Annotated in this window: 20 protein-coding genes; 10 read left to right on the top strand and 10 right to left on the bottom strand. The window is 61.2% G+C overall.

The features are described 5' to 3' along the window. Nucleotides 1-46: 46 nt before the first annotated feature. The 4 genes from CFBP4996_RS15580 to CFBP4996_RS15595 are packed head-to-tail and all read left to right on the top strand — an operon-like array spanning nucleotide 47 to nucleotide 4,343. Nucleotides 47-1,570, top strand: coding sequence for a sugar ABC transporter ATP-binding protein (locus tag CFBP4996_RS15580; RefSeq protein WP_080854622.1), 1,524 nt, complete (start codon nucleotides 47-49; stop codon nucleotides 1,568-1,570). Next, nucleotides 1,570-2,613, top strand: coding sequence for an ABC transporter permease (locus CFBP4996_RS15585; protein ID WP_162936104.1), 1,044 nt, complete (start codon nucleotides 1,570-1,572; stop codon nucleotides 2,611-2,613). Before CFBP4996_RS15580 ends, CFBP4996_RS15585 begins: the two co-directional genes overlap by 1 nt. After that, the gene (gene yjfF / locus CFBP4996_RS15590; protein WP_080854620.1) at nucleotides 2,610-3,590 is read left to right on the top strand and encodes a galactofuranose ABC transporter, permease protein YjfF; all 981 of its coding nucleotides are present in this window, start codon (nucleotides 2,610-2,612) and stop codon (nucleotides 3,588-3,590) included. The genes CFBP4996_RS15585 and yjfF overlap by 4 nt, the downstream gene beginning before the upstream one ends. Before the next feature lie 18 nt (nucleotides 3,591-3,608). Then, complete coding sequence (locus CFBP4996_RS15595; protein WP_003523755.1) at nucleotides 3,609-4,343, top strand: FadR/GntR family transcriptional regulator; 735 nt, start codon at nucleotides 3,609-3,611, stop codon at nucleotides 4,341-4,343. A gap of 46 nt (nucleotides 4,344-4,389) precedes the next feature. On the opposite strand, the gene CFBP4996_RS15600 is transcribed toward CFBP4996_RS15595, so the two are convergent. Continuing rightward, nucleotides 4,390-5,607 carry an MFS transporter gene (locus tag CFBP4996_RS15600; protein ID WP_080854909.1) on the bottom strand — a complete coding sequence of 406 codons (1,218 nt, stop codon included), beginning with the start codon at nucleotides 5,605-5,607 and terminating at the stop codon, nucleotides 4,390-4,392. A 182-nt stretch (nucleotides 5,608-5,789) separates the two neighbouring features. Between CFBP4996_RS15600 and CFBP4996_RS15605 the strand changes: the two genes are divergently transcribed. Beyond that, nucleotides 5,790-6,728, top strand: a complete 939-nt coding sequence (locus tag CFBP4996_RS15605; protein ID WP_080854619.1) for an AraC family transcriptional regulator — start codon at nucleotides 5,790-5,792, stop codon at nucleotides 6,726-6,728. Nucleotides 6,729-6,811: 83 nt separating this feature from the next. Then, a complete protein-coding gene (locus CFBP4996_RS15610; protein ID WP_080854618.1) occupies nucleotides 6,812-7,450 on the top strand; it encodes a class I SAM-dependent methyltransferase in 639 nt (212 codons plus the stop codon). Nucleotides 7,451-7,464: 14 nt separating this feature from the next. Here CFBP4996_RS15610 and CFBP4996_RS15615 read toward each other — a convergent pair whose 3' ends face one another. The 3 genes from CFBP4996_RS15615 to CFBP4996_RS15625 are packed head-to-tail and all read right to left on the bottom strand — an operon-like array spanning nucleotide 7,465 to nucleotide 12,933. Beyond that, nucleotides 7,465-10,740 (bottom strand): error-prone DNA polymerase, encoded by a 3,276-nt coding sequence (locus CFBP4996_RS15615; RefSeq protein WP_080854617.1) that lies wholly within the window; start codon nucleotides 10,738-10,740, stop codon nucleotides 7,465-7,467. After that, on the bottom strand, nucleotides 10,737-12,254 hold the full coding sequence (locus CFBP4996_RS15620) for a Y-family DNA polymerase (RefSeq protein ID WP_162936103.1): 1,518 nt from the start codon (nucleotides 12,252-12,254) through the stop codon (nucleotides 10,737-10,739). Before CFBP4996_RS15620 ends, CFBP4996_RS15615 begins: the two co-directional genes overlap by 4 nt. Further along, nucleotides 12,169-12,933, bottom strand: a complete 765-nt coding sequence (locus CFBP4996_RS15625) for an ImuA family protein (protein ID WP_080854615.1) — start codon at nucleotides 12,931-12,933, stop codon at nucleotides 12,169-12,171. The genes CFBP4996_RS15620 and CFBP4996_RS15625 overlap by 86 nt, the downstream gene beginning before the upstream one ends. Before the next feature lie 223 nt (nucleotides 12,934-13,156). On the opposite strand from CFBP4996_RS15625, the gene CFBP4996_RS15630 reads away from it, so the two are divergent. The 3 genes from CFBP4996_RS15630 (at nucleotide 13,157) to CFBP4996_RS15640 (ending at nucleotide 15,153) form a co-directional block, all read left to right on the top strand. Next, nucleotides 13,157-13,510 carry a DUF1304 domain-containing protein gene (locus tag CFBP4996_RS15630; protein ID WP_080854614.1) on the top strand — a complete coding sequence of 118 codons (354 nt, stop codon included), beginning with the start codon at nucleotides 13,157-13,159 and terminating at the stop codon, nucleotides 13,508-13,510. Between the two features lie 4 nt (nucleotides 13,511-13,514). Next, entirely contained in the window at nucleotides 13,515-14,786 is a 1,272-nt protein-coding gene (locus CFBP4996_RS15635; protein ID WP_080854613.1) for a glycerate kinase type-2 family protein, read from the top strand. A 118-nt stretch (nucleotides 14,787-14,904) separates the two neighbouring features. Further along, entirely contained in the window at nucleotides 14,905-15,153 is a 249-nt protein-coding gene (locus tag CFBP4996_RS15640) for a hypothetical protein (RefSeq protein WP_059757328.1), read from the top strand. Between the two features lie 274 nt (nucleotides 15,154-15,427). Here CFBP4996_RS15640 and CFBP4996_RS15645 read toward each other — a convergent pair whose 3' ends face one another. From CFBP4996_RS15645 to CFBP4996_RS15670, 6 genes are all read right to left on the bottom strand, one after another. Further along, complete coding sequence (locus CFBP4996_RS15645; protein WP_080854612.1) at nucleotides 15,428-16,615, bottom strand: Gfo/Idh/MocA family protein; 1,188 nt, start codon at nucleotides 16,613-16,615, stop codon at nucleotides 15,428-15,430. Between the two features lie 21 nt (nucleotides 16,616-16,636). Next, complete coding sequence (locus CFBP4996_RS15650) at nucleotides 16,637-17,689, bottom strand: sugar phosphate isomerase/epimerase family protein (RefSeq protein WP_080854908.1); 1,053 nt, start codon at nucleotides 17,687-17,689, stop codon at nucleotides 16,637-16,639. Between the two features lie 144 nt (nucleotides 17,690-17,833). Beyond that, a complete protein-coding gene (locus tag CFBP4996_RS15655; protein WP_080854611.1) occupies nucleotides 17,834-18,907 on the bottom strand; it encodes an ABC transporter ATP-binding protein in 1,074 nt (357 codons plus the stop codon). Nucleotides 18,908-18,924: 17 nt separating this feature from the next. Next, the gene (locus tag CFBP4996_RS15660) at nucleotides 18,925-19,773 is read right to left on the bottom strand and encodes a carbohydrate ABC transporter permease (RefSeq protein ID WP_078052712.1); all 849 of its coding nucleotides are present in this window, start codon (nucleotides 19,771-19,773) and stop codon (nucleotides 18,925-18,927) included. Continuing rightward, on the bottom strand, nucleotides 19,766-20,704 hold the full coding sequence (locus CFBP4996_RS15665) for a carbohydrate ABC transporter permease (RefSeq protein WP_020809466.1): 939 nt from the start codon (nucleotides 20,702-20,704) through the stop codon (nucleotides 19,766-19,768). Before CFBP4996_RS15665 ends, CFBP4996_RS15660 begins: the two co-directional genes overlap by 8 nt. Before the next feature lie 68 nt (nucleotides 20,705-20,772). Continuing rightward, a complete protein-coding gene (locus CFBP4996_RS15670) occupies nucleotides 20,773-22,074 on the bottom strand; it encodes an ABC transporter substrate-binding protein (protein WP_080854610.1) in 1,302 nt (433 codons plus the stop codon). Nucleotides 22,075-22,269: 195 nt separating this feature from the next. Between CFBP4996_RS15670 and CFBP4996_RS15675 the strand changes: the two genes are divergently transcribed. Next, on the top strand, nucleotides 22,270-23,469 hold the full coding sequence (locus tag CFBP4996_RS15675; protein WP_020809468.1) for an ROK family transcriptional regulator: 1,200 nt from the start codon (nucleotides 22,270-22,272) through the stop codon (nucleotides 23,467-23,469). Nucleotides 23,470-23,517 lie beyond the last annotated feature (48 nt).

Here is a 23,517-nt window from a genome sequence, read left to right on the forward strand (position 1 = left end):
CGTTCGTGCCGCTCCATCATGGCGTTTTTCATGCGGAACCTGCTCAATGTCCGAAACGGCACCACTTCTGGAAGCACGCGCCATCGGCAAATCCTTTCTGGGGATCACGGCGCTCGATGGCGTCGATTTTTCGCTTGGACATGGTGAAATCCATGCCCTGCTCGGCGAAAACGGTGCGGGTAAATCGACGCTCATCAAAATCCTGACCGGCGTTTATCACCGCGACAGCGGCTCGATCTTTCTGGAGGGTAGCGAGATTTCGCCCGCCAATGTGGGCGAGGCGCAGGCGCTCGGTATCGGCACGGTCTATCAGGAGGTGAATCTTCTCGAAAACCTGACGGTTGCCGAAAACCTGTTTCTTGGGCGCCAGCCGCGCCGCTTCGGGCTGATCGACCGCGGCACGATGCAGAAGAATTCGCAGGCGCTGCTTGCGCAATACGGGCTTTCCATCGACGTCAACGCGCTTCTTTCAAGCTATTCCGTGGCCATCCGGCAAATCATCGCCATTGCCCGCGCCGTCGATCTTTCCGGCAAGGTGCTGGTGCTGGACGAACCGACCGCCAGCCTTGATGCCCATGAGGTCGAGATGCTGTTTGGCGTCTTGAGAAACCTGCGCGCCCGCGGCATCGGCATCGTCATCATCACCCACTTCCTCAATCAGGTCTATGATATCGCCGACCGGGTGACGGTGCTTCGCAATGGCCGCCTCGTCGGCACCCGTGACATCGGCAGCCTGCCCCGTTCCGAACTGATCTCGATGATGCTCGGCCGCGAGCTTCAGCACATCACCCATGAACATCAGGCGACCGAAGATACGGTTGCCGAGGGCGAGCCGCCGATCCGTTTCGAAGGTTACGGCAAACGCGGCAGCATCGCGCCCTTCGATCTCGGCATCCGGCCGGGAGAGATCGTCGGCGTCGCCGGTCTCCTTGGCTCCGGCCGAACCGAAACCGCCTTCCTGCTGTTCGGCATCGACCGGCCCGATACCGGCACGGCGACAATCGACGGAAAGGCTGCGGCGATCTCGTCTCCTGAAGCCGCCATCTCGGCCGGGTTCGGATTCTGTCCGGAAGAGCGCAAGACGGATGGCATCATCGGCGACTTTTCCGTCACCGATAATATCGCGCTGGCGCTTCAGGCACGGCAGGGCTGGGCACGGCCGCTCTCGCGCCGGCAGAAGGCTGAGCTTGCCGAAAGCTTCATCAAGTCGCTCGATATCCGCCCCGCCGATCCCGAGCGGCCGATCAAATTCCTGTCCGGTGGCAACCAGCAGAAGGCCATTCTGGCGCGCTGGCTCGCCACCCACCCCCGGCTGCTGATCCTCGACGAGCCGACACGCGGCATCGATATCGGCGCGCATGCGGAAATCCTGAAAATGATCGAAAAACTCTGCAGCGAGGGCATGTCGCTCGTCGTCATCTCCTCCGAGCTGGAAGAGCTTACCGCCGTCGCCCACCGTGTGATCGTGCTCTCCGACCGCCGCCATGTCAGCGAATTGAAAGGCAGCGAGGTGACCGCCGACAACATCATGCGGGCGATTGCAGATGCGGCGAAAACGGAGGCGGCGTGATGACAGCAATGACACGACGCCTCAAAAGACTTGCTCCGCAGCTTGCCGCACTCTTCATCATTCTGGCAGCGATTACAATCCTTTCGCCGGGTTTCCTGCATGTCTCGTTCCAGAACGGCCGGCTCTATGGCAGTCTGGTGGATATTCTCGTGCGCGCCGCACCGGTTGCGCTTCTGACCATCGGCATGACGCTGGTCATCGCCACCAAGGGCATTGATCTTTCCATCGGCGCTGTCATCGCCATCTGCGGCGCGGTCGCTGCCACGCTCATCAGCAACGGCCATTCCATTCCTTCGGTCATTGTCATCTCGCTTGCGGTGGGCATTGCCTGCGGTCTGTGGAACGGCGTGCTGGTCGCCCTTCTCGACATACAACCGATCATCGCCACCCTGATCCTGATGGTGGCGGGACGCGGCATCGCCCAGCTCATCACCGAGGGTGTCATTCTCACCTTCAACAATGACAGCTTTTCCGCCATCGGTTCCGGCTCGTTCGCGGGCATACCGCTGCCCGTCATCATCTGGGTGGCGGCCGCACTGCTGATCGGCCTTCTGGTGCGCAAGAGCGCGCTCGGTTTTCTGATCGAGGCGACCGGCATCAATCGCCGTGCGGCAGCGCTTGCCGGTGTGCGGGCGCGCTTCCTGCTGTTTTTCGTCTATGCCGTTTCCGGCCTCTGCGCGGCCATCGCCGGCATGATCGTGACCGCCGATATACGCGGCGCAGATGCCAACAATGCCGGGCTTTGGCTGGAGCTGGACGCCATCCTTGCCGTGGTCATCGGCGGCACCTCGCTGAACGGCGGGCGCTTCTCCATCACCGCCTCGCTGATCGGCGCGCTCATCATCCAGACCATCAATACCGGCATTCTCGTTTCGGGCTTTCCGCCGGAATTCAACCTCATCATCAAGGCGGGCATCATCATGGTGGTGCTGACGCTGCAATCGCCGGCAATCATGACGGTACTCGGCTTCGTGAAAGCGCCCAAGCCACACGCTAAACCGGCCGCCGCCAATGGCATGACCAAGGAAGGAACCGCGCGATGATCCACAGCCGCAACCTGCCCTTCCTCACCACGCTGACGATCTTCGTCATCGCCTATCTGCTGTGCGTGCTGCAATATCCGGCGATCCTGTCGACGCGGGTGATCGGCAATCTTCTGACCGACAACGCCTTTCTCGGCATCGCGGCGGTCGGCATGACCTTCGTCATCCTGTCTGGCGGCATCGATCTGTCCATCGGTTCGGTCATCGCCTTCACCAGTGTCTTCGTGGCGGTCATGGTCGGCACCTATAACATCCATCCGCTGCTTGCCTTCGCCATCGTGCTGGTTGTCTCGACATTGTTCGGCTGCCTGATGGGGGCGATGATCCGCTTCCTCGCCATCCCGCCCTTCGTGGTAACGCTGGCGGGCATGTTTCTGGCACGCGGCGCGGCTTACCTCATCTCCACCCAGTCCGTGCCGATCTCGCATCCCTTCATCGATGCGATACAGGGCTTTTATTATCGCTTTCCCGGCGGCGGCAGGCTGACGGCGCTGGCCATGCTGATGCTTCTCGTCTTTGCTGCCGGCATGCTGATCGCCAGCCGCACCCGCTTTGGCGCCAATGTCTATGCGCTCGGTGGCAACCCGCAATCGGCCGAGCTGATGGGCGTGCCGATCGGGGCGACGACCATCGGCATCTATGCGCTTTCCGGTTTCCTGTCGGGCCTCGCCGGCATCGTCTATACGCTCTACACCTCGTCGGGTTATTCGCTGGCGACGGTGGGGGTGGAACTCGACGCCATCGCCGCCGTCGTCATTGGCGGCACTCTGCTGACCGGCGGCACGGGGCTGGTGGCGGGAACCTTCATCGGCCTTCTGATACAGGGCTTGATCCAGACCTACATCGTTTTTGACGGGACGCTTTCCTCCTGGTGGACGAAAATCGTCATCGGTGTGCTGCTTTTCATCTTCATCGTGTTGCAGCGCGCAATCATCTGGTATTCAAACAGGAGACTGGCCGGACCGCATCCGGCATAATTGCCAAGGGAGGCTTGCTTGGGGCTGCTCGAAACGACGATAAGCGGGCGAAAACGCCGGAACAGCCACGCCCATGTGGTCTCCGAACTCGGCAGCGCCATCGTTTCGGGCAGAATTGCGGAAGGCTCCCTGTTGCCCAATGACGCGGAACTTTCCATGCGCTTCGGCGTCTCGCGCACCGTGCTGCGCGAAACCATGAAGACGCTGGCGGCCAAGCGGCTGGTCGAACCCAAGGCGAAGGTCGGCACCCGCGTTCTCGACCGCTCAAGCTGGAACTTCTTCGATCCGGATGTGCTGGGCTGGCGCTGCGAGGCCGGCATAGACCAGGAATTCGTCACGCATCTGGCGGAGATCCGCCTGGCGCTGGAACCGGCGGCGGCAGCGGCAGCGGCCCTGCAGGCCTCCAATGACGATATCGTTTCGCTTTACGTCATCGCCGCCAAATTCGACAATCCTAAACATACGCCCGAAAGCATTGCCAAGGTCGATCTCGAATTCCACCTTGCCGTGGCGCATATGTCCGGCAACCCCTTCATGCGCTCGGCAAGCGGGCTGATCGAAGCAGCACTTGCCATTTCCTTCCAGCTCTCTTCGCCGGCCGCTTCGCCTGGCACCATTGCCGAAATCGCGTCCAATCATCTGCGCATCGTCCATGCGATTGCGGCGCGTGACGCGGATGCGGCGGTGAAAGCCATGCGCCACGTGATCGAGGTCGGTAAAGACCGGACGCAGAAGGCGATCAAGACGGTTTGAGGAGGAGTAGGACCCGCAGGAATGCGGGTCCGGTTTCTTCGACCAATTACCCCTGCGATGCCTCGACCTGCGGCACCACGCCACGGCGTGACGCCATCAACGATGCGCCGAGAAGGGCGGCAATCGCTACGAAGACGAAGACCATCGTCGCCCCCTGAAGATCGATCAGCAGGCCGCCCAGAACCGCACCGCTGGAAATGGCGATCTGGAACGTGGTGAGCAGCAGCGCACCGGCGCTTTCTGCTTCATCGGAAGCGGCCCGCGTGATGAAGCTCTGCACACTGACCGGAAGCGCACCGAAGGCAAAGCCCCAGGCAGCGATGGCAAGGCCCGCAACGAGGGGCGACGCACCCGCAACGACCAGAACGGAGGCCGATGCCGCGATGAGAGTCGCGGCGAACGTCACCGCCCATGCCGTGTTTTTCTCGGAGAGGAAACCGCCGAAAAGATTGCCGAAAAAGCCGCCGACACCATAAACCAGAAGGATGAGGGAAATCGCCTCGACGCCAAGAAGCGTCACATCTTCCAGGAACGGACGGACATAGGTGAAGCCGGCAAAGTGACCCGCAACGATGAACAGCGTCGTCAGGAGGCCGATCCGGACCTGCGGCCGCTGCAACAGGCGGAACATTGTGGAAAGACCGGGTGCGCCAGCCGGCGGCAGCGACGGAACGGTGAGCAATTGCACGAGAAGTGCGATGACACCGAGCGCACCCGCAACGACAAAGGCCGAGCGCCAGCCAAGCGTCGCGCCGATCCACGCGCCCACCGGCGCTGCACAGACGGTGGCAACCGAAACCCCTGTCAGGATGATGGCCATGGCGCGCGGCATCTTCTCAAGCGGCACCAGCCTCAGCGCCAGCGCCGCCGACATGGCCCAGAAACCGCCAAGGCCGATGCCGAGCAGGACACGCGAGGCGAACAGCATGAAAAGACCGTTGGCGAAGGCGGCCAGCGTGCTGGAAATGATCAGCAGCGTGGTCAGCCCAAGCAATGTCCAGCGGCGATCGATGCTGCGCGTGCCGATGACGACGCCGGGGCCGGCGACCGCCGCGACCAGCGCCGTAACGGTGATGGATTGACCGGCGATGCCGGAGCTGACGGCGAGATCGGCCGAAAGCGGCGTGAGCAGGCTGACCGGCAGGAACTCCGCCGTCACCAGCCCAAAAACGCCGAGCGAAAGCGAAACCACGGCCGCCCATTTCGCATCCGGCTCTGTCTTGCGCGGCACATATTCAAGCTCGTTTATGGTCCGGTTGTTCATGAAAATCTCCTGATGCGCATTCCCGGAATGCGTCCTGAAACGGAAAGACAAAGTGGTGAAACCGGTGGGAGTCCGGTTCAACAACCGCAAATCGATGCGCATAAGCTATGCGTGACATCCCGGCGTTTCCATGCTAGAAAATCCATATTCCTTAACCAAACATCCGAATTTGCGAGAGCGCCATGAATGATGCCCTGACCGAAATGTTGCGTGGCCTGAGGCTCGATGGTGTCGAATACGGCCGGTGCCGCATGGCCACACCCTGGGCGACGGCCTTTCCCGAACAGGAAGCCGCGCGGTTTCATTTCATCGGCGTCGGTCAGGCGAAATTGCAGAAACCTTCCGGGGAATGGCTGACGCTGACCTGCGGTGACGCCGTGCTTCTGCCGCGAGGGCACGCCCACGTGCTGGGCAGCGGCGAGGATGTGAAGCCCACCCTTTTCGACCGCTTCGGCAAGAAGGAAGTCTGCCAGGGCATCTTCGACATGGAATGTGCGAGCGCCGGCGGCGATACCGTCGCCTTTACCGCCTCGATGCGTTTCAACATGGACAATCTGCACCCGCTGCTGCAGCTGATGCCGGATGTGATGCTGACCAGCGATCTGGCCAAAAGCGACCCGGCTATCCCCCATCTGCTGGAAGCCATGACGCGCGAGGTGGAACTGAACCGCGTCGGCGCGGGCGGCATTCTGGCAAGGCTTGCCGATGTGCTGACCGCGACCTTGATCCGCACATGGGTGGAATATGGCTGCGGCGATTCCAGCGGCTGGCTGGCCGCCGTGCGCAATCCCGAACTCGGGCGGGTGCTGGCCGCCATCCACCTCAACCCCGAAAAGGACTGGAGCGTGGAGGAGCTTGCCTCGCTGATGGGCGCATCCCGTTCGAGTTTCGCGGAACGTTTCACCCGCGTGGTCGGCGAAAGCCCGGCCCGTTATGTGGTGCGCGTGCGCATGCATCAGGCGCGGCTGTGGCTGCGCGAAGGCATGCGCGTAACGCTGGCGGCAGAAAAGCTCGGTTACGATTCCGAAGCCTCCTTCAGCCGCGCCTTCAAACGCGTGCTCGGCGCGCCGCCCAGCCAGTTCCGCAGGAAGGACACCGCGGGGCTGGAGGATGCGGCTTAAAAGCTTCAAATAAAACGGATATGGATACGGGGTGAAATCAGATCCGCTCGACGCGAAAGCGTGGGGTTCGGGGAGCATCCACCATGAGCATTGCCGACGACGCCCGTTTCTGGAACCGGACTGCCCGGAAATATGCCGGGGGCAGGATTTCGGATGAAACCGGATATGCGCGCACGCTGGAACGGACCCTCGCCCTGCTGAAACCGGATGACAGGGTATTGGAACTGGGCTGCGGCACCGGGACAACGGCAATCCGGCTGGCAGGCGGTGTCAAAAACTATCTTGCGACGGATATTTCCACCGACATGATTGCGATTGCGCAGGAAAGAAAACACGCCGCCGGCTCTCTCACCAACCTCGTTTTCAGCATGGCGACCGTGGAAACGCTTGTGCCCGACCCCGCGCAGTTTAACGCGGTTCTGGGTTTCAATTACCTTCATCTGGTCCGCGATCTGCCCGGCACATTGCAGCACATCCATTCCCTGCTCGCCGCGCAGGGGCTTCTCATCACCAAGACACCCTGCGTCGGCGATATGAACCCACTCATCCGCCTTGTGTTGCCGGCCATGCGCGCAATCGGCAAGGCGCCCTATGCCGGCATCTTCACCGCCACCGAGTTGAGCCGGCATATAACAGCCGGAGGCTTCGACATTCTGGCCACGGAATTCCACGCGACAAAGGGCAATGACAAGCGGCCTTATATCGTGGCGCGAAAAAGATAATCTGAACCGCCTTTTCAATGAAAATTGCGGGAAATGACCTTTATCCGCTCCACCTCATCGTTATCATCGACTGTAGCCGGCAGGCGTTTCTTAATAGTGCGATGATCTTCCGGCGGCATGCCGTGGTGGAACTCATCGCCCCGCCCATGCGGCAGCGGAAAGGCGCGGTTGCGCTCGCCCACACTTGCCAGCGCTTCCGACAGATCGGTCAATCGGTGGGCGACCAGATGCACCACCTCGCCTTCCCGCTGGATCTTGCCGTAAATGCCGACCATGCCGGCAGACAGCACCACACGCCGGTATTTTTCGAAGGTCTTGACCCACAGCACCGCATTGGCAATGCCCGTCTCATCCTCCAGCGTCATGAAAATCACGCCCTTGGCCGAGCCGGGGCGCTGGCGCACCAGCACCAGACCCGCCGTTTCCAGCCATGTGCCGTCACGCACACGCACCGCCTCCGCACAGGTAACGATGCGCCGGCGGGAAAGATCGCGCCGCAGGAAGGTCATGGGATGTTCGCGTAGCGTCAGCCCCACATGACCGTAATCCTGCACCACCTCGCCGCCATCCGTCATGGGCCGGAGCGCGACGGCGGGTTCCTGAAGCTCGTCCACGACAGTATTTTCCCGGCTGGCGGCGGCGGCGAAAAGCGGCAGCGGCTCATCCCGCAAAGCCTTGATGGCCCAGAGCGCCTCGCGTCTGGCAAGCGAAAGCGACGGCAGAAAGGCATCGGCTTCGGCAAGACAGACCAGTGCGGCGGCGGGAACGCCCGCCCTTCGCCAGAGATCATCCACCGAGGCAAATGCCCGGTCCTGCCGGCCGGCGACGATATCGGCAGCATGATTGTTGGAAAGCCCCTTCACCAGACGCATGCCGAGCCGCACGGCATAACGTTCTTTGCCATTGGTGTCCGTCTTGCCGGTCGGTTCCAGCGTGCAGTCGAAGCGGCTGTTATTAACGCAGACCGGGCGCACCTCCACGCCATGATCGCGCGCATCGCGCACGATCTGCGCCGGAGCATAAAAGCCCATGGGCTGCGAATTGAGAAGCGCCGTGCAGAAAATATCGGGATGATGGCACTTCAGCCATGAGGAAGCATAGGCAATCAGCGCGAAGGATGCCGCGTGGCTTTCGGGGAAACCATAACTGCCGAAACCTTCTAGCTGCTTGAAAATGCGTTCGGCGAAGTCCTGCGCATAACCGCGCTCCACCATGCCATCGATCAGATCCTGCCTGAATTTGGAGATGGTGCCGACATTCTTGAAGGTTGCCATGGCACGGCGCAACTGATCCGCCTTGCCGGGTGAAAAACCGGCGCATTCGATGGCGACGCGCATGGCCTGCTCCTGAAACAGCGGAACGCCCAGCGTCTTGCCCAGCACTCCTCTCAATTCCTCCTTCGGATAATGTTCATCCTCTTTTTTGTCACGGCGTCGCAAATATGGGTGCACCATATCACCCTGAATGGGGCCAGGACGAACAATGGCCACCTGAATGACGAGGTCGTAGAATTTTGCCGGCTTCAGACGCGGCAGCATCGACATCTGCGCCCGGCTTTCAATCTGGAAGGTGCCGAGCGTATCGGCCTTCTGGATCATTTTGAAGGTTGCGGGATCATCATCAGGCATGGAAGTAAGATCGTGCTTCTTGCCTGTCCGCTCCTCCAGAATATCGAAGCCGCGCTTCATGCAGGAGAGCATGCCGAGCGCCAGACAGTCCATCTTCATGAACTTCATGATATCGATATCGTCCTTGTCCCATTCGATAATCTGCCGCTTGTCCATGGCAGCGGGTTCGATCGGGACCAGTTCGTCCAGCCGGTCATGGGTCAAAACGAAGCCCCCCGGATGCTGGCTGTGGTGACGGGGCGTGCCGACAAGCTGATTGGCAAGCTCGAAAGCGAGCTTAAGGCGACGATCCTCCATATTGAGGTTCAGCTCCTTCACCTGCTTTTCATCCACCCCTTCGCTCCAGCGCCAGACCTGCGAGGACAGAAGTTTGGTCAAATCTTCCGGCAGGCCGAGAACCTTGCCAACATCGCGTAGCGCCCCGCGCCCGCGATAACGGGTGACGACAGAACACAGCGCGGCTTTGTCATGGCCATAGGTTTTGTAAACCCACTGGATCACCTCCTCGCGCCGCTGATGTTCGAAATCCACGTCGATGTCAGGCGGTTCGCGCCGTGCTTCCGAAACGAAACGCTCGAACAGGAGATCGACCTTGAGGGGATCAATGGCGGTGATACCGAGCACGTAACACACCACCGAATTGGCCGCAGAACCGCGACCCTGACACAGAATATCTTCCCCGCGCGCAAATTGGACGATGGCATTCACCGTCAGGAAATACGGCGCATATTCCAGCCTGCCGATCAGGTCCAACTCGTGATGCAGCGCCTTTTCCACCTTTTCCGGCACGCCATCCGGATAACGCTCCGATACCGCATCCCAGACGAGCTTTTCCAGCGCCTGCTGCGCTGTCAGCCCCGGCAGGGTGCGCTCCTCGGGATATTGATAGACCAGTTCCTTCAGCGAAAAGGTGCAGCGCTTCGCGATTTCGAGACTGCGGGCCAGCGCCTCGGGGTAACGGGCAAACAGCCGGTGCATTTCCTGCGGCGGCTTCATATAGCGGTCGGCATGGCGTTCGCGCCGGAAACCCGCCTCATCGATGGTGCAATTGTGCCTGATGCAGGTGACGACATCCTGCAACATGCGCCGCTCGGGCACATGAAACAGCACGTCATTGGTCACCACCGTCGGTACACCTGCGGCTAGCGCCATGTTCGACAGTTCGAAAAGACGCATCTGGTCGTTGGGCCGCCTTCTGAGGCTGAGCGCCATATAGGCCCGGTCCGCAAAGGCAGCCCTCAGCCGCCGCAGGCGAAGAGCGCAGAGATCGTCGGCCAGATCGGCGAGCAGCACGACGATCAGGCCTTCGCCATAGGCGACGAGATCGTCCCATGTCAGCCGGCACTTGCCCTTGCCACCCCTTTTCTTGCCGACGGAAAGCAGCCGGCAAAGCCGGCCGTAGGCCGGGCGATCCATGGGATAGGCAAGCACGGAGATATCATCATCCAGATCGAGCCTGCAGCCGATGACGAGGCGGATGCCATGATTATTGGCGGCTTCGTAAGCGCGGGGAATGCCCGCAAGGCTGTTGCGATCCACGATGCCCAGCGTCTCGATACCGAGATTTTTGGCCTGTTCGAAAAGTTCCTCACAGGAGCTTGCACCGCGCAGGAAGGAGAAATGCGTGGTCACCTGCAGTTCGGCGTAAAGCGGCGTATTCATGCGAAAACCCCGTGGATGAACCAGCCCTGCGAGCCGGTTTCGGCATGTTCGCCGTCACCGGAGCGGAAAATCCAGAAGCGCTCGCCGCTTTCATTTTCCACCGTGAAATAATCGCGCACGGCGGCCTTTTCCCGGTCGCGTTTCCACCATTCGCCGAACACCCGCTCCGGCCCGTCGGCGCGCCGCACATTGTGGCGCACGCCTTTCCAGAGGAAATAACGCGGCGGATGATCCGGCAGCAGCGCCAGCGTCTCGATGGGTTCCGGTCTTGAAAAAAGCCTGACCGGGCGCGGCCAGTGGCCGGGCCAGCCGAGCGTATCCTCAGGCGCAAGCGCCGCAACGGGGGTAAGGGAGCGTTCCGGCACGTCGCTTGCCACCGCCGCATAACGATAGACCCTGTGGCCGCGATTGAGAATAACATCGACCGTATCGGCGATGTCCGCACGTCCCTCCTCCAGAAGCGAGGAACGGGCCTGCGCGGCGACAAGCGGTTCGGCATGGGTGGCGGTCAGCACCATCATCTCGATGCCGAAACCGGGATCGATGGTGTCGATCCGGTCGGTCAGCAGCCGAACCAGTTGCTTGATGTCGCGCACCGGTCTGGAGGTGCCGGCCCGCACCGCCTGCAAGCCGCTATCCACCCGATGCAGCACCAGATCGACCCGGCGGGCGCCGAGGCCGCGCTTTTCCAGCGCGACACAAAGCTCCACAACCAGCTTCTGCGTATAACGGGCAATCGTTTCCGCCGCTGCAATCGGCTCGGGAAAGGCGCGGCGCACCTCCACCAGCTCGGCCACACGCACCGGTTCAATGGGTTCGCCGATTTCTCCGGAAGCCTGGGAAAGACGGCGCACGAGTTCGGGGCCGAAGCGCAGGGTCAGCGGCGCACGCGGGGCATCGGCCAGCTCGCCGATGCTGCGGAAACCGAGCACCTTCAGCCCGGAAACAATACGCTCTTCCAGCCTGAGCGCGGCCACTGGCAAGCCGCTAACCGCCACCCGCTGCCCGCCCGGTGGCACGATGCTGATTTCCTCACGGCCGAAACGGGCCAGCGCATGGGCCGCTCCCCAGCTATCGGCAATGGCGGCGCGGGCGGCAAAACCGGCGGCATGCAGGCGGTTGACCATGCCGCTCAGCATCAGCGCCTCATTGCCGTGCAGATGGTCCGCCCCCACCGTGTCCAGCACCAGCCCGTCCGGCGGGTCGGCGGCAACGATGGGGGCATAGATGCGCAGGAAATGAAAGGCCAGCTGCTGCAGGGCGCGGGCATCACCAGCCGTATCCATATCTTCCACGATAAGGCCCGGCACCAGCGCCTGCGCCTTGCTGACCGGCGTGCCGGGCCGGATGCCCGCCGCCTTTGCCGCCTTGTCGAGCGCCAGCACCAGCCGGCGGCTGCCCTGGCGGCCGATCATGACCAGAGGTTTTTCAACCGGCGGCGCGTCCTTGCCCGAAAGACGCCGGAAACGATCCGTCGACCATGTCGGCAGGTAGAGCGAGACGACCCTTTGCATCACAGGCTTCCACTTCAAATTCGGCACTTTCGCCGCCGCGACATCGCAAAAGTTCCAGAAACCAGCGCGGCCTGCCCACCCCCGGCACCGGCAAGGGGGATGAGGGCCGGACGGAGATGCGCCAGCGGGTCACCGCCGCCGTCGGCTCGCCGAACAGCGCCGCATCGGCGGCGCGACGGAAACGGCGGATGGCGATGCCGGTCACACCGGAGGTTTCCGCCACCAGTTGCAGCCGCCGTGAGGCGTTCATCGGCAGTTTCGCCACCTCACCCATCACTGCGCCGAAGCCGTTGCAGCGAAGGCCTTCCTCGAAACAGTCGAGCACGCCTTTTTCATCACGGCATTCAACGATGATGACCCGGTTCTGCGACAGGCCCGCCTGCGTCAGCCCCGGCATGAACAGATCCCGGCGGGTGACACACCATAAAACCTTGCCGGAAAGCCTTGCTGCCACACCGGCCGCAAAAAGGGCGGCCGCCGCGCCATCGGCAGCGCCATTGCCGCCGCCGCTCACCTCATGCAGGCAACCGAGCTTCAGCCCGCCTCCCGGCAGGTGGTGGTCGATGGCATCCACGCCGAAAGGCAAGGTCTCGTGCAGGCGCGGAGCGCCGTTACCGATCCTTTCCAGCCTTTCACGCAGCTCTTCGACAACGAGCAACTGATCCGCGCGCTTTTGCATGGCATGACAGGTTTCAATTCCGGTTATTCATCTTTATTGTTCTTGTTTTGTTCCTATTTCAGCAAAGAGTCAAGCAATAGGCTGCCGGTCTTCAACAGTTTGCACGGGAAGAGAGGATTCTGACCTTGCGGCCCTCTGCCCTGCCGTTAAAACGGAATTGTCCGCTCGCCACCTGTTCACTCTGACAACGGCAACGGACATCATGGTTTGGAGGAAACCGCCGATGATCGCCAGCATTCTGATTGCCGTGGTTGCGGCCATCCATATTTACATCGTCATTCTGGAAATGCTGCTGTGGGAAAAGCCAGCCGGCCGCAGGGCCTTCGGCCTTTCGGCGGATTTCGCCCGGCAGACAAAGGTGCTTGCCGCCAATCAGGGGCTTTATAACGGTTTTCTCGCAGCGGGGCTGATCTATGGGCTGATGCAGGGCGATGAAGGGCTGAGCTTCAAGGTTTTCTTCCTGACCTGCGTTCTGGTGGCCGGTATTTTCGGCGCCATCACCGCCAATATGAAGATCCTGTTCATTCAGGCATTGCCGGCATTGTTCGCGCTCGGCTTCCTCTGGATCGGAGTATGAACCGATGAGCGCATGGAACGATCACAGCGCAAAAGACGCCCTCAACCGGATTTTCATGGCGGCAGTCGCAAGCGCCGATCCGGCAAAGGTGCTGCAACACCACCTTCCCTCCCCGCCCAAAGGCCGCTGCGTGGTGGTGGGCGCCGGCAAAGCTTCGGCCGCCATGGCCGCAGCGCTTGAAGCGGCATGGCCGCATGTCGATCTTTCCGGTGTGGTGGTGACGCGTTACGGCCATGCCGTCCCGACCACACGCATCGAACTCATCGAGGCCTCGCACCCCGTGCCCGACGATAAAAGCGCGGAAGCGGCAAAACGCATTCTCGCCGCCGTTGAAGGGCTGACGGCGGACGACATGGTGATCGCGCTGATTTCCGGCGGCGGTTCGGCGCTGATGGTGGCGCCTGCCGAAGGCATGACGCTTGCCGACAAGATGGCCGTGAACCGCGCCTTGCTTGCCAGCGGCGCGACGATTTCCGAAATGAACGCCGTGCGCAAACATCTCTCCCGCATCAAGGGCGGGCGGCTGGCGCTGGCCGCCAAACCGGCCAGGGTCGTTTCGCTGCTTATTTCCGATGTGCCGGGAGACGATCCCTCCGAAATCGCCTCCGGCCCGACGGTTGCAGATCCGAGCGATATCGAAACCGTGCGGGAAATCATCTCCCGTTATGCGCTCGATCTTCCCGAAAACGTGCGCAAGGTGCTGGAAAAAGGCGAGGAAACACCGAAGACAGGCGATATCGACGAGGATATCCGGCTGATCGCCGCCCCCTCGCTCGCCCTGCAGGCGGCAGCGGATGAGGCGGTGAAACTCGGGCTTACGCCGCTCATCCTCGGGGATTCGCTGGAAGGCGAGTCAAAAGATGTCGGCGCTGTCATGGCCGGTATCGCTCTTTCCGCCAGCCGCAAGGGCCTGCCGGTCAAAGGCCCGGCCGTGCTGCTTTCAGGCGGCGAAACCACAGTCACGATCGGCAAGGGGCCGGCTGGCAAGGGCGGCCGCAATACGGAATTCCTGCTGAGCCTTGCGCTGACGCTCAAAGCTGCGGACGGCATCTGGGCCATTGCCGGCGATAGCGACGGCATAGACGGCGTGGAGGATGCGGCGGGTGCGGTAGTAACACCGGACACACTTGCCCGCATGCGCGAAGCCGGCGTCGATCCGCGTCAGTCGCTCGTGGGCCACGACAGCTACACCGCTTTCAGGGCAGCAGGAGACCTTGTCGTGACGGGGCCGACGCTGACGAATGTGAATGATATCCGCGCGATTTTGATCGAGTGATAGCGGAGAAGTTCGCAGCGATTACTGGCCTTCCGGCGCGGGCGTCGTGGAGGGAAGACGTTTTGACTATGCCCTCGGACAGGAGTAATCTGGCGGGATATCCTTTGGAGCCTCAGCCATGCGTCCTGGAGTGCTCATACTTGGCCTGATCATGGCCCTTATTCCGACTTTGGCGGATGCCCACAATTGCAAATGCCGAAATCGCGGCGTCATGTTCCAGCTCGGCCAGACATCCTGCCTGAAGGTCGACGGCGGCTCTTATCTCGCGCGCTGCGAGATGAAGCTCAACGTTTCGTCCTGGACCAAGCTTCAGGACGGTTGCCCCATAACGGAAAGGGTGCAGCAGCAGACGACACGCGTTAATTGATAACGTCGTCAGATGGCAGACCAAGCTCCACATCCCGGCCACCCTACAGCCGTCAACTTCTGCCGTTAACCGATAGTCCTGAGCCCAAACCTGAGCCCAAAGAGCTGCGCGATGACGCAAGCGCGCGCCGCTTGTTTCTTCTCCCCGTCGGGGAGAAGGTCGCGGCAGCGGGATGAGGGGGCACCGGTAGAGATAAACCGAGAGCTTGCCCCCTCATCCGCCCCTTCGGGCCACCTTCTCCCCGGCGGGGAGAAGAAATACGCCGCGCACAATCTTACAGCTTCACCCAGCCGCCATTCTTCTTGCCGGACTCGATGCAGGCCGTGACGAAAGCGACACCTTTAACCCCGTCATCCACGGTCGGGTAAATCACCGCCTTGTCGAGCGCCGAGCCGGTGCGGCGGGCTTCGATGGCATGCGCTGCCTCGGTATAGATGGTGGCGAAGGCTTCGAGATAACCTTCCGGGTGGCCGGACGGAATGCGGGTGACGCGCGCTGCGGCAGCCCCTGCCCCGGCGCCGCCGCGGGTGATCAATTGCTTGGGTTCGCCAAGCCTCGTGAACCAGAGATAGTTCGGGTCCGCCTGCGTCCACTCGATACCGGCCTTGTCGCCATAAACACGAACCTTCAGCCCGTTTTCGTGGCCGACCGCAACCTGGCTGCACCAGAGCAGCCCCTTGGCCGCCTGCTTGCCGCCCTTTTGCTTGAAGCGCAGCATCACATGCGCATTGTCGTCCAGCCGGCGGCCTTCGACAAAGGTGTGCACATCCGCCGCCAGCTCATCCGCTTCCAGACCGGAAATGAAGCAGCCGAGATTATAGGCATGGGTGCCGATATCGCCGGTGGAGCCGCCGACGCCCGATTGCGCCGGATCGGTACGCCAGACAGCCTGTTTCGCACCGGTCTGTTCCACCGCTTCCGTCAGCCAGTCCTGCGGATATTCCATCTGCACCAGACGGATATTGCCGAGCTCACCGGCCTCCACCAGTTCCCGCGCGTGCCGCACCATGGGATAGCCGGTATAATTATGCGTGAGGATGAACAGGGCATCGGCCTTGTCGGCCACCTGCTTCAGCTTTTTGGCGTCTTCCAGATTGGAGGTCAGCGGCTTGTCGCAGATGACATGGATGCCGCGCTCCAGAAACGCCTTGGCGGCCGGATAATGCACATGGTTGGGGGTGACGATCGCCACTGCCTCGATGCCATCCTCGCGCAGCGCTTCCTTTTCGGCCATTTCCTCGAACGAACCGTAGCAACGCTCGGGATCGAGCCCCAGCTCACGGCCGGAGGCAAGGGATTTTTCCGGCGTCGAGGACAGAGCCCCCGCCACGAGATCGAAGCGATTGTCGAGCCGCGCGGCCATGCGGTGAACGCCGCCGATAAATGCACCCGAACCGCCGCCCACCATGCCAAGGCGAATCCGCCTGTTCGCCTTGTCGGTTGTCTTTCCTTCAATAGCCATAATATCTCCCCTGAAATGCTCTCAAAGCCCAAGCATACGGCGGTTGGCCGCATCGTCCGTGCCGCTCGATGCGAAATCGTCAAAGGCTTTTTCCGTGACGCGGATGATATGCGCCTTGACGAATTCGGCTCCTTCCCGGGCGCCATCTTCAGGGTGCTTCAGCGCGCATTCCCATTCGACCACGGCCCAGCCATCGAAATCATTGGCCGCCATTTTCGAGAAAACCGCACCGAAATCCACCTGCCCGTCACCCAGCGAACGGAACCGGCCCGCGCGGTTGACCCAGCCCTGATAACCGCCATAAACGCCCTGCCGTCCGGTCGGGTTGAACTCGGCATCCTTGACGTGGAACATCTTGATGCGGTCCTTGTAGATGTCGATATTGTCGAGATAATCGAGGCATTGCAGAATGTAATGCGAGGGATCGTAGAGCATGTTGGCGCGCTTGTGGTTCTTCACGCGCTCCAGGAACATCTCGAAGGTCACGCCATCATGCAGGTCTTCGCCCGGATGGATTTCGTAGCAGACATCCACACCCTGCTCATCGGCATAATCGAGGATCGGCGTCCAGCGTTTCGCCAGTTCGTCAAAGGCTGTTTCCACCAGACCGGCCGGGCGCTGCGGCCACGGGTAGACGAAGGGCCAGGCAAGCGCACCGGAGAAGGTCGCATGCGCCTTGATGCCGAGATTTTTCGACGCCTTCAGCGCCAGCTTCACCTGCTCCACCGCCCATTGCTGACGCGCCTTGGGGTTGCCGCGCACTTCCGGTGCGGCAAAACCGTCAAAGGCCTCGTCATAGGCGGGATGAACGGCGACGAGCTGGCCCTGCAGATGGGTGGAAAGCTCGGTCACTTCCACGCCGTTCTGGCGTGCGACACCGGCGAACTCGTCGCAATAGTCTTTCGATTCGGCTGCTTTTTTGAGATCGATCAGCTGCCCGGCCCAGGTCGGCACCTGCACGCCGAGGTAGCCTTTTTCCGCCGCCCATTTGGTAATGTCGTCCCAGCTGTTGAAGGGTGCGGCATCACCGGCAAACTGGCCGAGAAAAAGACCCGGTCCCTTGATCGTTCTCATAAAAATCTCCTCCTGCATCGATACAGTTTCGCGGTAATCCGCCTTTTTCCCAAGCGCCAAGCTAACCGCTCGTGATTTTCAAACAAGCCCCAAAAGCGGAGAGACGAGAGAATTTCCGCATTTCGTTGAAAATGCGGAAGGCGCTTAAAGCGCCAGTCCGCTCGCCCTGTCGAAGACGTGCACACGCTCATGGTGCACGGTGGCGGCAAAGGGGGTGTTGACCTTGACCGGCTGCTCGCCATCCACCACCGCCGTCACATGATCGCCCGCCAGTTCGAATATCACATGGGTCTGTGCGCCTGTCGGCTCCACGAGCAGTGTCCGGCCGGAGAGCGACACATCGCCGCCGATGGCTGAGCCGATATGTTCCGGCCTCAAGCCAATCGTCACCGGCTGGCCGCGTTTGACCTTTCGAGAGGCGGCAATGCGGATCGCGGTTCCGTCTTTCAGCCGGGCGGCCGGCTGGTCTCCCTCGCCATCGACCACGCATTCGATGAGATTCATGGCCGGCGAGCCGATGAAGGCCGCGACGAAGAGATTGGCGGGTGTCTTGTAGAGCTCGAGCGGCGTGCCCTGCTGTTCGATGCGACCGTGATTGAGCACCACGACCCGATCCGCCAGTGTCATCGCCTCGATCTGGTCATGGGTGACATAGATGGAGGTGGTGCCGACTTTCTGATGAAGCGCCTTGATTTCGCTACGCATCTGCACGCGAAGCTTGGCGTCGAGGTTGGACAGCGGCTCATCGAACAGGAAGACGGCCGGATTGCGCACCACCGCGCGGCCCATGGCGACGCGCTGGCGCTGACCGCCGGAAAGCTGCGAGGGCTTGCGATCCAGCAGCTTGCCGAGATCGAGCATGCGAGCGGCTTCCGCCACGCGCTCCTCGATGATGTTTTTCGGCTGGCCGGCAAGCTTCAGGTTGAAGCCCATGTTTTCGGCCACCGTCATATGCGGATAAAGCGCATAGGACTGGAACACCATGGCGATGTTGCGCTCGCGCGGGGTCATACCGTTGACCACCTTGTCGCCGATGAGAATATCCCCATCGGTGATTTCCTCCAGCCCGGCGATCATGCGTAAAAGCGTGGACTTGCCGCAGCCGGAAGGACCGACCAGCGCGATGAATTCGCCGTCCGTAATATCGAGCGAGATGCCGTGAATGACATCGAGCGCGGCGTAGGACTTGCGGATATCCCTAAGTTCGACGGAAGCCATGTTTTGCTCCTTTCAAGTCACGATTTGACGGCACCGGCCGTCAGGCCCGCGATGATGTGTTTCTGTGCAAGGAAGAAGACGATGACGGTCGGCAGGATCGTCAGCGTGATGAAGGCGAGAACGAGCTGCCATTCGGTGCCGAATTCGCCACGATACACCATGATGCCGAGCGGCCAGGGATATTTCGATTCCGAATTCAGCATGATCAGCGGCAGGATGTAGCTGTTCCAGCTGCCAACGAAGGACACGATGCCGACGGTCGCCACGATCGGCCGCGATAGCGGCACGGAAATATGCCAGAAGAAGCGCAGATAACCGCAGCCATCCACAAAGGCCGCCTGAAACAGCTCTTCCGGCAGATTGCGGAAATAATTGCGGAACAGGAGAATGCTCATGCCAAGCCCGAAGGCAACCTGCGGCAGCACCACACCCCAATAGGTGTCTAGCAGGCCAAGATCGCGGATGCGGATGAACAGCGGCAGGATGGCGGTGGCCGCAGGAAACATCAGTCCCAGCAGGAAATAATTGAGCAGGAAGGACGAGCCGAAGAACTTCACATGCGCGAAGGTGAAGGCGGCCATGGCCGAGACGGTCAGCGTCAGGAACACCGTCAACAGCGCAATGACCAGCGAATTGAAAATCTGCAGCCAGTAACGTTTGCCGAAGAGGATATCGCCGTAATTGGCCCATTGCCATTCGGCCGGAATGCCGAACGGGTTGACGCGCAGGTCTCCCAGCGTCTTGAAGCCGCCAAGTGCGGTGGTGAGCAACGGGATGAGCACGATGGCCGCAATCAGGCTCAGCGAAATATAAAGATAAAGCTTGGTTTGCAGCGGCATGCGGACGGAGGTGGATGTGTCAGTCATGGCGCATGAAAATCCTTTTGTAACCGAAGGCGAGCGTCACGCAGATGATGAAGAGAACGACGCCGACCGCGCTGCCAAGCCCCACCTGCATGCGCATGACGCCATAGGTGTAGAGGAAGGTAACCATGGTCTGCGTGGAGTTGGACGGCCCGCCGCCGGTGAGCGGCATGATCATGTCGAAGAGCTGCAATGAGCCGATGACCGCAAAGAAGACGGAAAGGCGCACCGTGGAGCCGAGCATCGGCAGCGTGACATAACGGAACTTCTGCCAGCCGGAAGCGCCGTCGATTTCGGCTGCTTCCAGCACATTCTTGTCGACGGACTGAAGTCCGGCGATGAACAGCATCATGTGGAAACCGAAATATTTCCAGACGATGACGCCGAGCACGGCATAGATCGCCACATCCTTGTCGGCCAGCACGTAAGGATTGGCGAAGCCGAAGAAATTGGAGATGGCGGCAAACAGACCGTAATCGCCGTCATAAACGAAACGCCAGATCAGGCCGGCTGCGACATCCGCCAGGACATAGGGCAGGAAGAAAACCAGCCGGAAGGCGACGACGCCGGGAATGCGGTGCGCCAGCATCATGGCAAGCCAGATCGCCAGCGGGATCTGGATCAGAACCGAGATCAGGATGATGAGGCCGTTATTGAGCAGGGCCTGCGAGAAGGCGGCATTGCCGAACAGGACCTGAAAATTCCGCAGGCCCACGAAATCGGTCGGCGTGCCATAGCCGTTCCAGCGGTAAAGGCTGTACCATGCCGCCTCGCCCATGGGCAGGATGACGAACAGGGTAAAGAGCAGCAGGGCGGGCGGCAGGAAGACCAGAAGGGTCAGCGCCCGGTCATGCGCGACCGAACTCTGCTTGCGCTTTGTCTTCGCCGCGCCGCGCGCCGGTATCGACGCAGAAGTCATGGAAATATCCGTCATCTCTATCCGCTTTCATTGAGGCAGATATTGCGGCGCCGCGTCCCGCGCAGCGCCGTCATGGAACACAATCAGCGAAGCTCGAAAGCGTCCTGAATTTGCTTGGCGCCCTCTTCCGCGCTCATCTGGCCGGAAACGATCTCGACGGAGACATCATTAACGACGCGGCCGACGGCAGCGCCCAGCGTCTGGTCGAAAAAGTTCTGGTGCCAGGTGGAGCCGGCAAGCTGCTTGGCCGAATCCGCCAGCAGCGGGTTCTTCACCGCGCCGTCCGCCCCGCTCGCAACCGGCAGTATCATGCCGGCAGCAGCCATCTTCTCTTCGCTCTCCTTGCTGGTCAGGAAGGTGGCGAAATCGATTGCTTCCTTCGACGCGTTTTTCGTGACCGCCCAGCCATTCAGGCCGCCCAGCGTATCAGTGGCCTTGCCCGCGCCGCCCTCGACGACGGGGAAGGCGAAGCGGCCAATATTGTCGGCGGCAAGCCCCTTGCCGTCACCGGCATTCTTGCGCTGGTTGGCTTCCGTATTGTCGAAACCGAGAATAATCGCCGCCTTGCCGTCGCCGAAGACGCCAAGCGCCTGTGGCCAGGTGGAGCCGAGATAGCCGGGCTGGAAGGGTTCGAGCTTGCCGAACTCCGCCAGCTGTTCACCCGCCTTGATGATCGCCGGATCCATAAAACCTTCGCCCTCGCCCTTGCGAGCGGCATCGAACACGGCCTGCCCGCCATTGCGCATGACGAGATAGCTCCAGTAGAAATGGATCGGCCATTTTTCACCGCCGCCGCCCGCGATCGGGACGATGCCCGCTTCCTTGATCTTCTTGACCGTGGCGCTGAGATCGTCCCAGGTCTTGATGTCCTCGGCCTTCACACCGGCCTTGGCAAACAGCTCCTTGTTGTAAAAGAAGCTGACGAGACTGACCTTGTAGGGCACGGCCCAGACCTTGCCATCGAAAGACAGGCCGTCGATTGCGGATGCATTATAGGCCTGACGCAGCTTGCCGCCATCGGCGTCGAAAACCTCGGTCAGATCCTTCAGCGCACCGGTCTTGGACTGTTCTTCGAGAACGCCGCCACCCCAGCTATAGAAGAAATCCGGCACGTCGTTGGATTGCAGCAGCGTCGGCAATTTTGCCTTGAAAGCCTCGTTTTCGAGGAACTGCAGCTGAATATCGACATCGGGGTGCTTGGCCTCGTATTCCTTGGCGATCTCCTCCCAGACAGCCACGGATTTCGGGTCCAATTCCACATGCATCCATTTAACGACGGTCGCCGCCGAGGCGCTGGCCGCGCCGAACATCAGGGCTATGCTTGTCGTTGCGGCAAAGGCGATCCGCCTGCCGCTCAGGCTTGCGCCTGCGTGCCAATAGGTCATGTTCGTGATCCTCCCTGGGGTTCCTCACCATTTATTCCCCAATGCGGATTAATTCACCCCACACCCTGCCCAATGTCAAGGCGGGTTGCTGATTTTTTACCCTGATGGCTTGACACACCCCTCCCGGCAGACGTTATTTAATCCGCAATCCGATATAAATTCGTTTTAGATCGAACCCGATCGCAGCAGGACCCCATGAAGACCGCAGACCCCGAATTAATGCGCGCGATCAACAGGCTGAGCGTGCTGGACAGCATCCGCCGCCATGGGCCGATCTCGCGGGTGGAAATCAGCGAAAGAACGCAGCTTTCCACCACCACCGTTTCGGCAATCACCGCCTCGCTGCTCGATGACGGGCTTATCCTCACCCGTCATATCGGCGATATCCGCACTGAAGGCGCACGCGGCAGGCCGCGCGTGATGCTGGAACTGAACCCGGATGCGGCCCGCGTGGTGGGCGCCAAGATCGCCGCAAGCCGCATGGTCTTCGTCGTCACCGATTTCTGCGGCAACGTGCTTTCGACGCTTGCCCTGCCGATCCGTGTCGACCGCCAGCCCATCGGCGTCATCGCCGATCTGGTGGAGGACGGGGTGCGGCGCTGCGTCGTCGATGCCGGTCTTTCGCTTGAGGATGTGGACATGGTCTGCCTCGGCCTGCCCGGCGTTATCGAGCATCGCACCGGGAAAATTCGCAGCAGCCCCATATTGCGGGAAGTGAACGTCAATTTCGCCGAGGAAATGACGGCGCGGCTGAATTCACCGACGATTATCGAAAGCGACGCCCACGCCATCACGCTCGCCCATCACTGGTTCGGCCATGCCCGCGATCTGGAAGACATGGTGCTGATTTCGCTCGAACAGACGCTCGGGCTTGGCGTGCTGCACCAGAACCAGCTTTTTCGTGGTGCCGGCGGGCTCAGCCACAATCTCGGGGATCTCGTCATCGGCCTTGCCAATGAGGGCACGGTGCGGCTGGCGAGCCAGGCGGGCGAAAACGCCATTCTGGGCTCCCGCCCGGCGGATGGGCGCTTTGCCGAGGCGATCCGGCTCGGCCGTGGCATGCAGCATGCCCATGCATTGATTGCGGCGGAAGACCACGATCTCATCGCGGCCGCTTTGCGCGCCGGCGCAGCGCTCGGCCTGACGCTTGCCAATATTGTCACGCTGTTTGCGCCGCCGCGGGTCATCATCACCGGCTCCAGCCTCGAGCTCGGCGAACCCTTCATCGCCAGCATCCGCGACAGCTACAACGCCGCCGTGCCGCCTTCGCTGGCCGGCGTCGCCGAGCTGGTTTTCGACATTGCGAGCGACGAATTATGGGCGCAGGGGGCTGCGGCCGTTGCGCTTTACGAGCTTTACGAATCGCCATGGAACACCACGGGACCGGCACTCTGACCAGCAAGGTTGAGCACGGGCTTCGGCATTTCTGATTTACGGGAGGAA

This window comes from Agrobacterium leguminum (genome assembly GCF_005144435.2).
Taxonomy (GTDB): domain Bacteria; phylum Pseudomonadota; class Alphaproteobacteria; order Rhizobiales; family Rhizobiaceae; genus Agrobacterium; species Agrobacterium leguminum.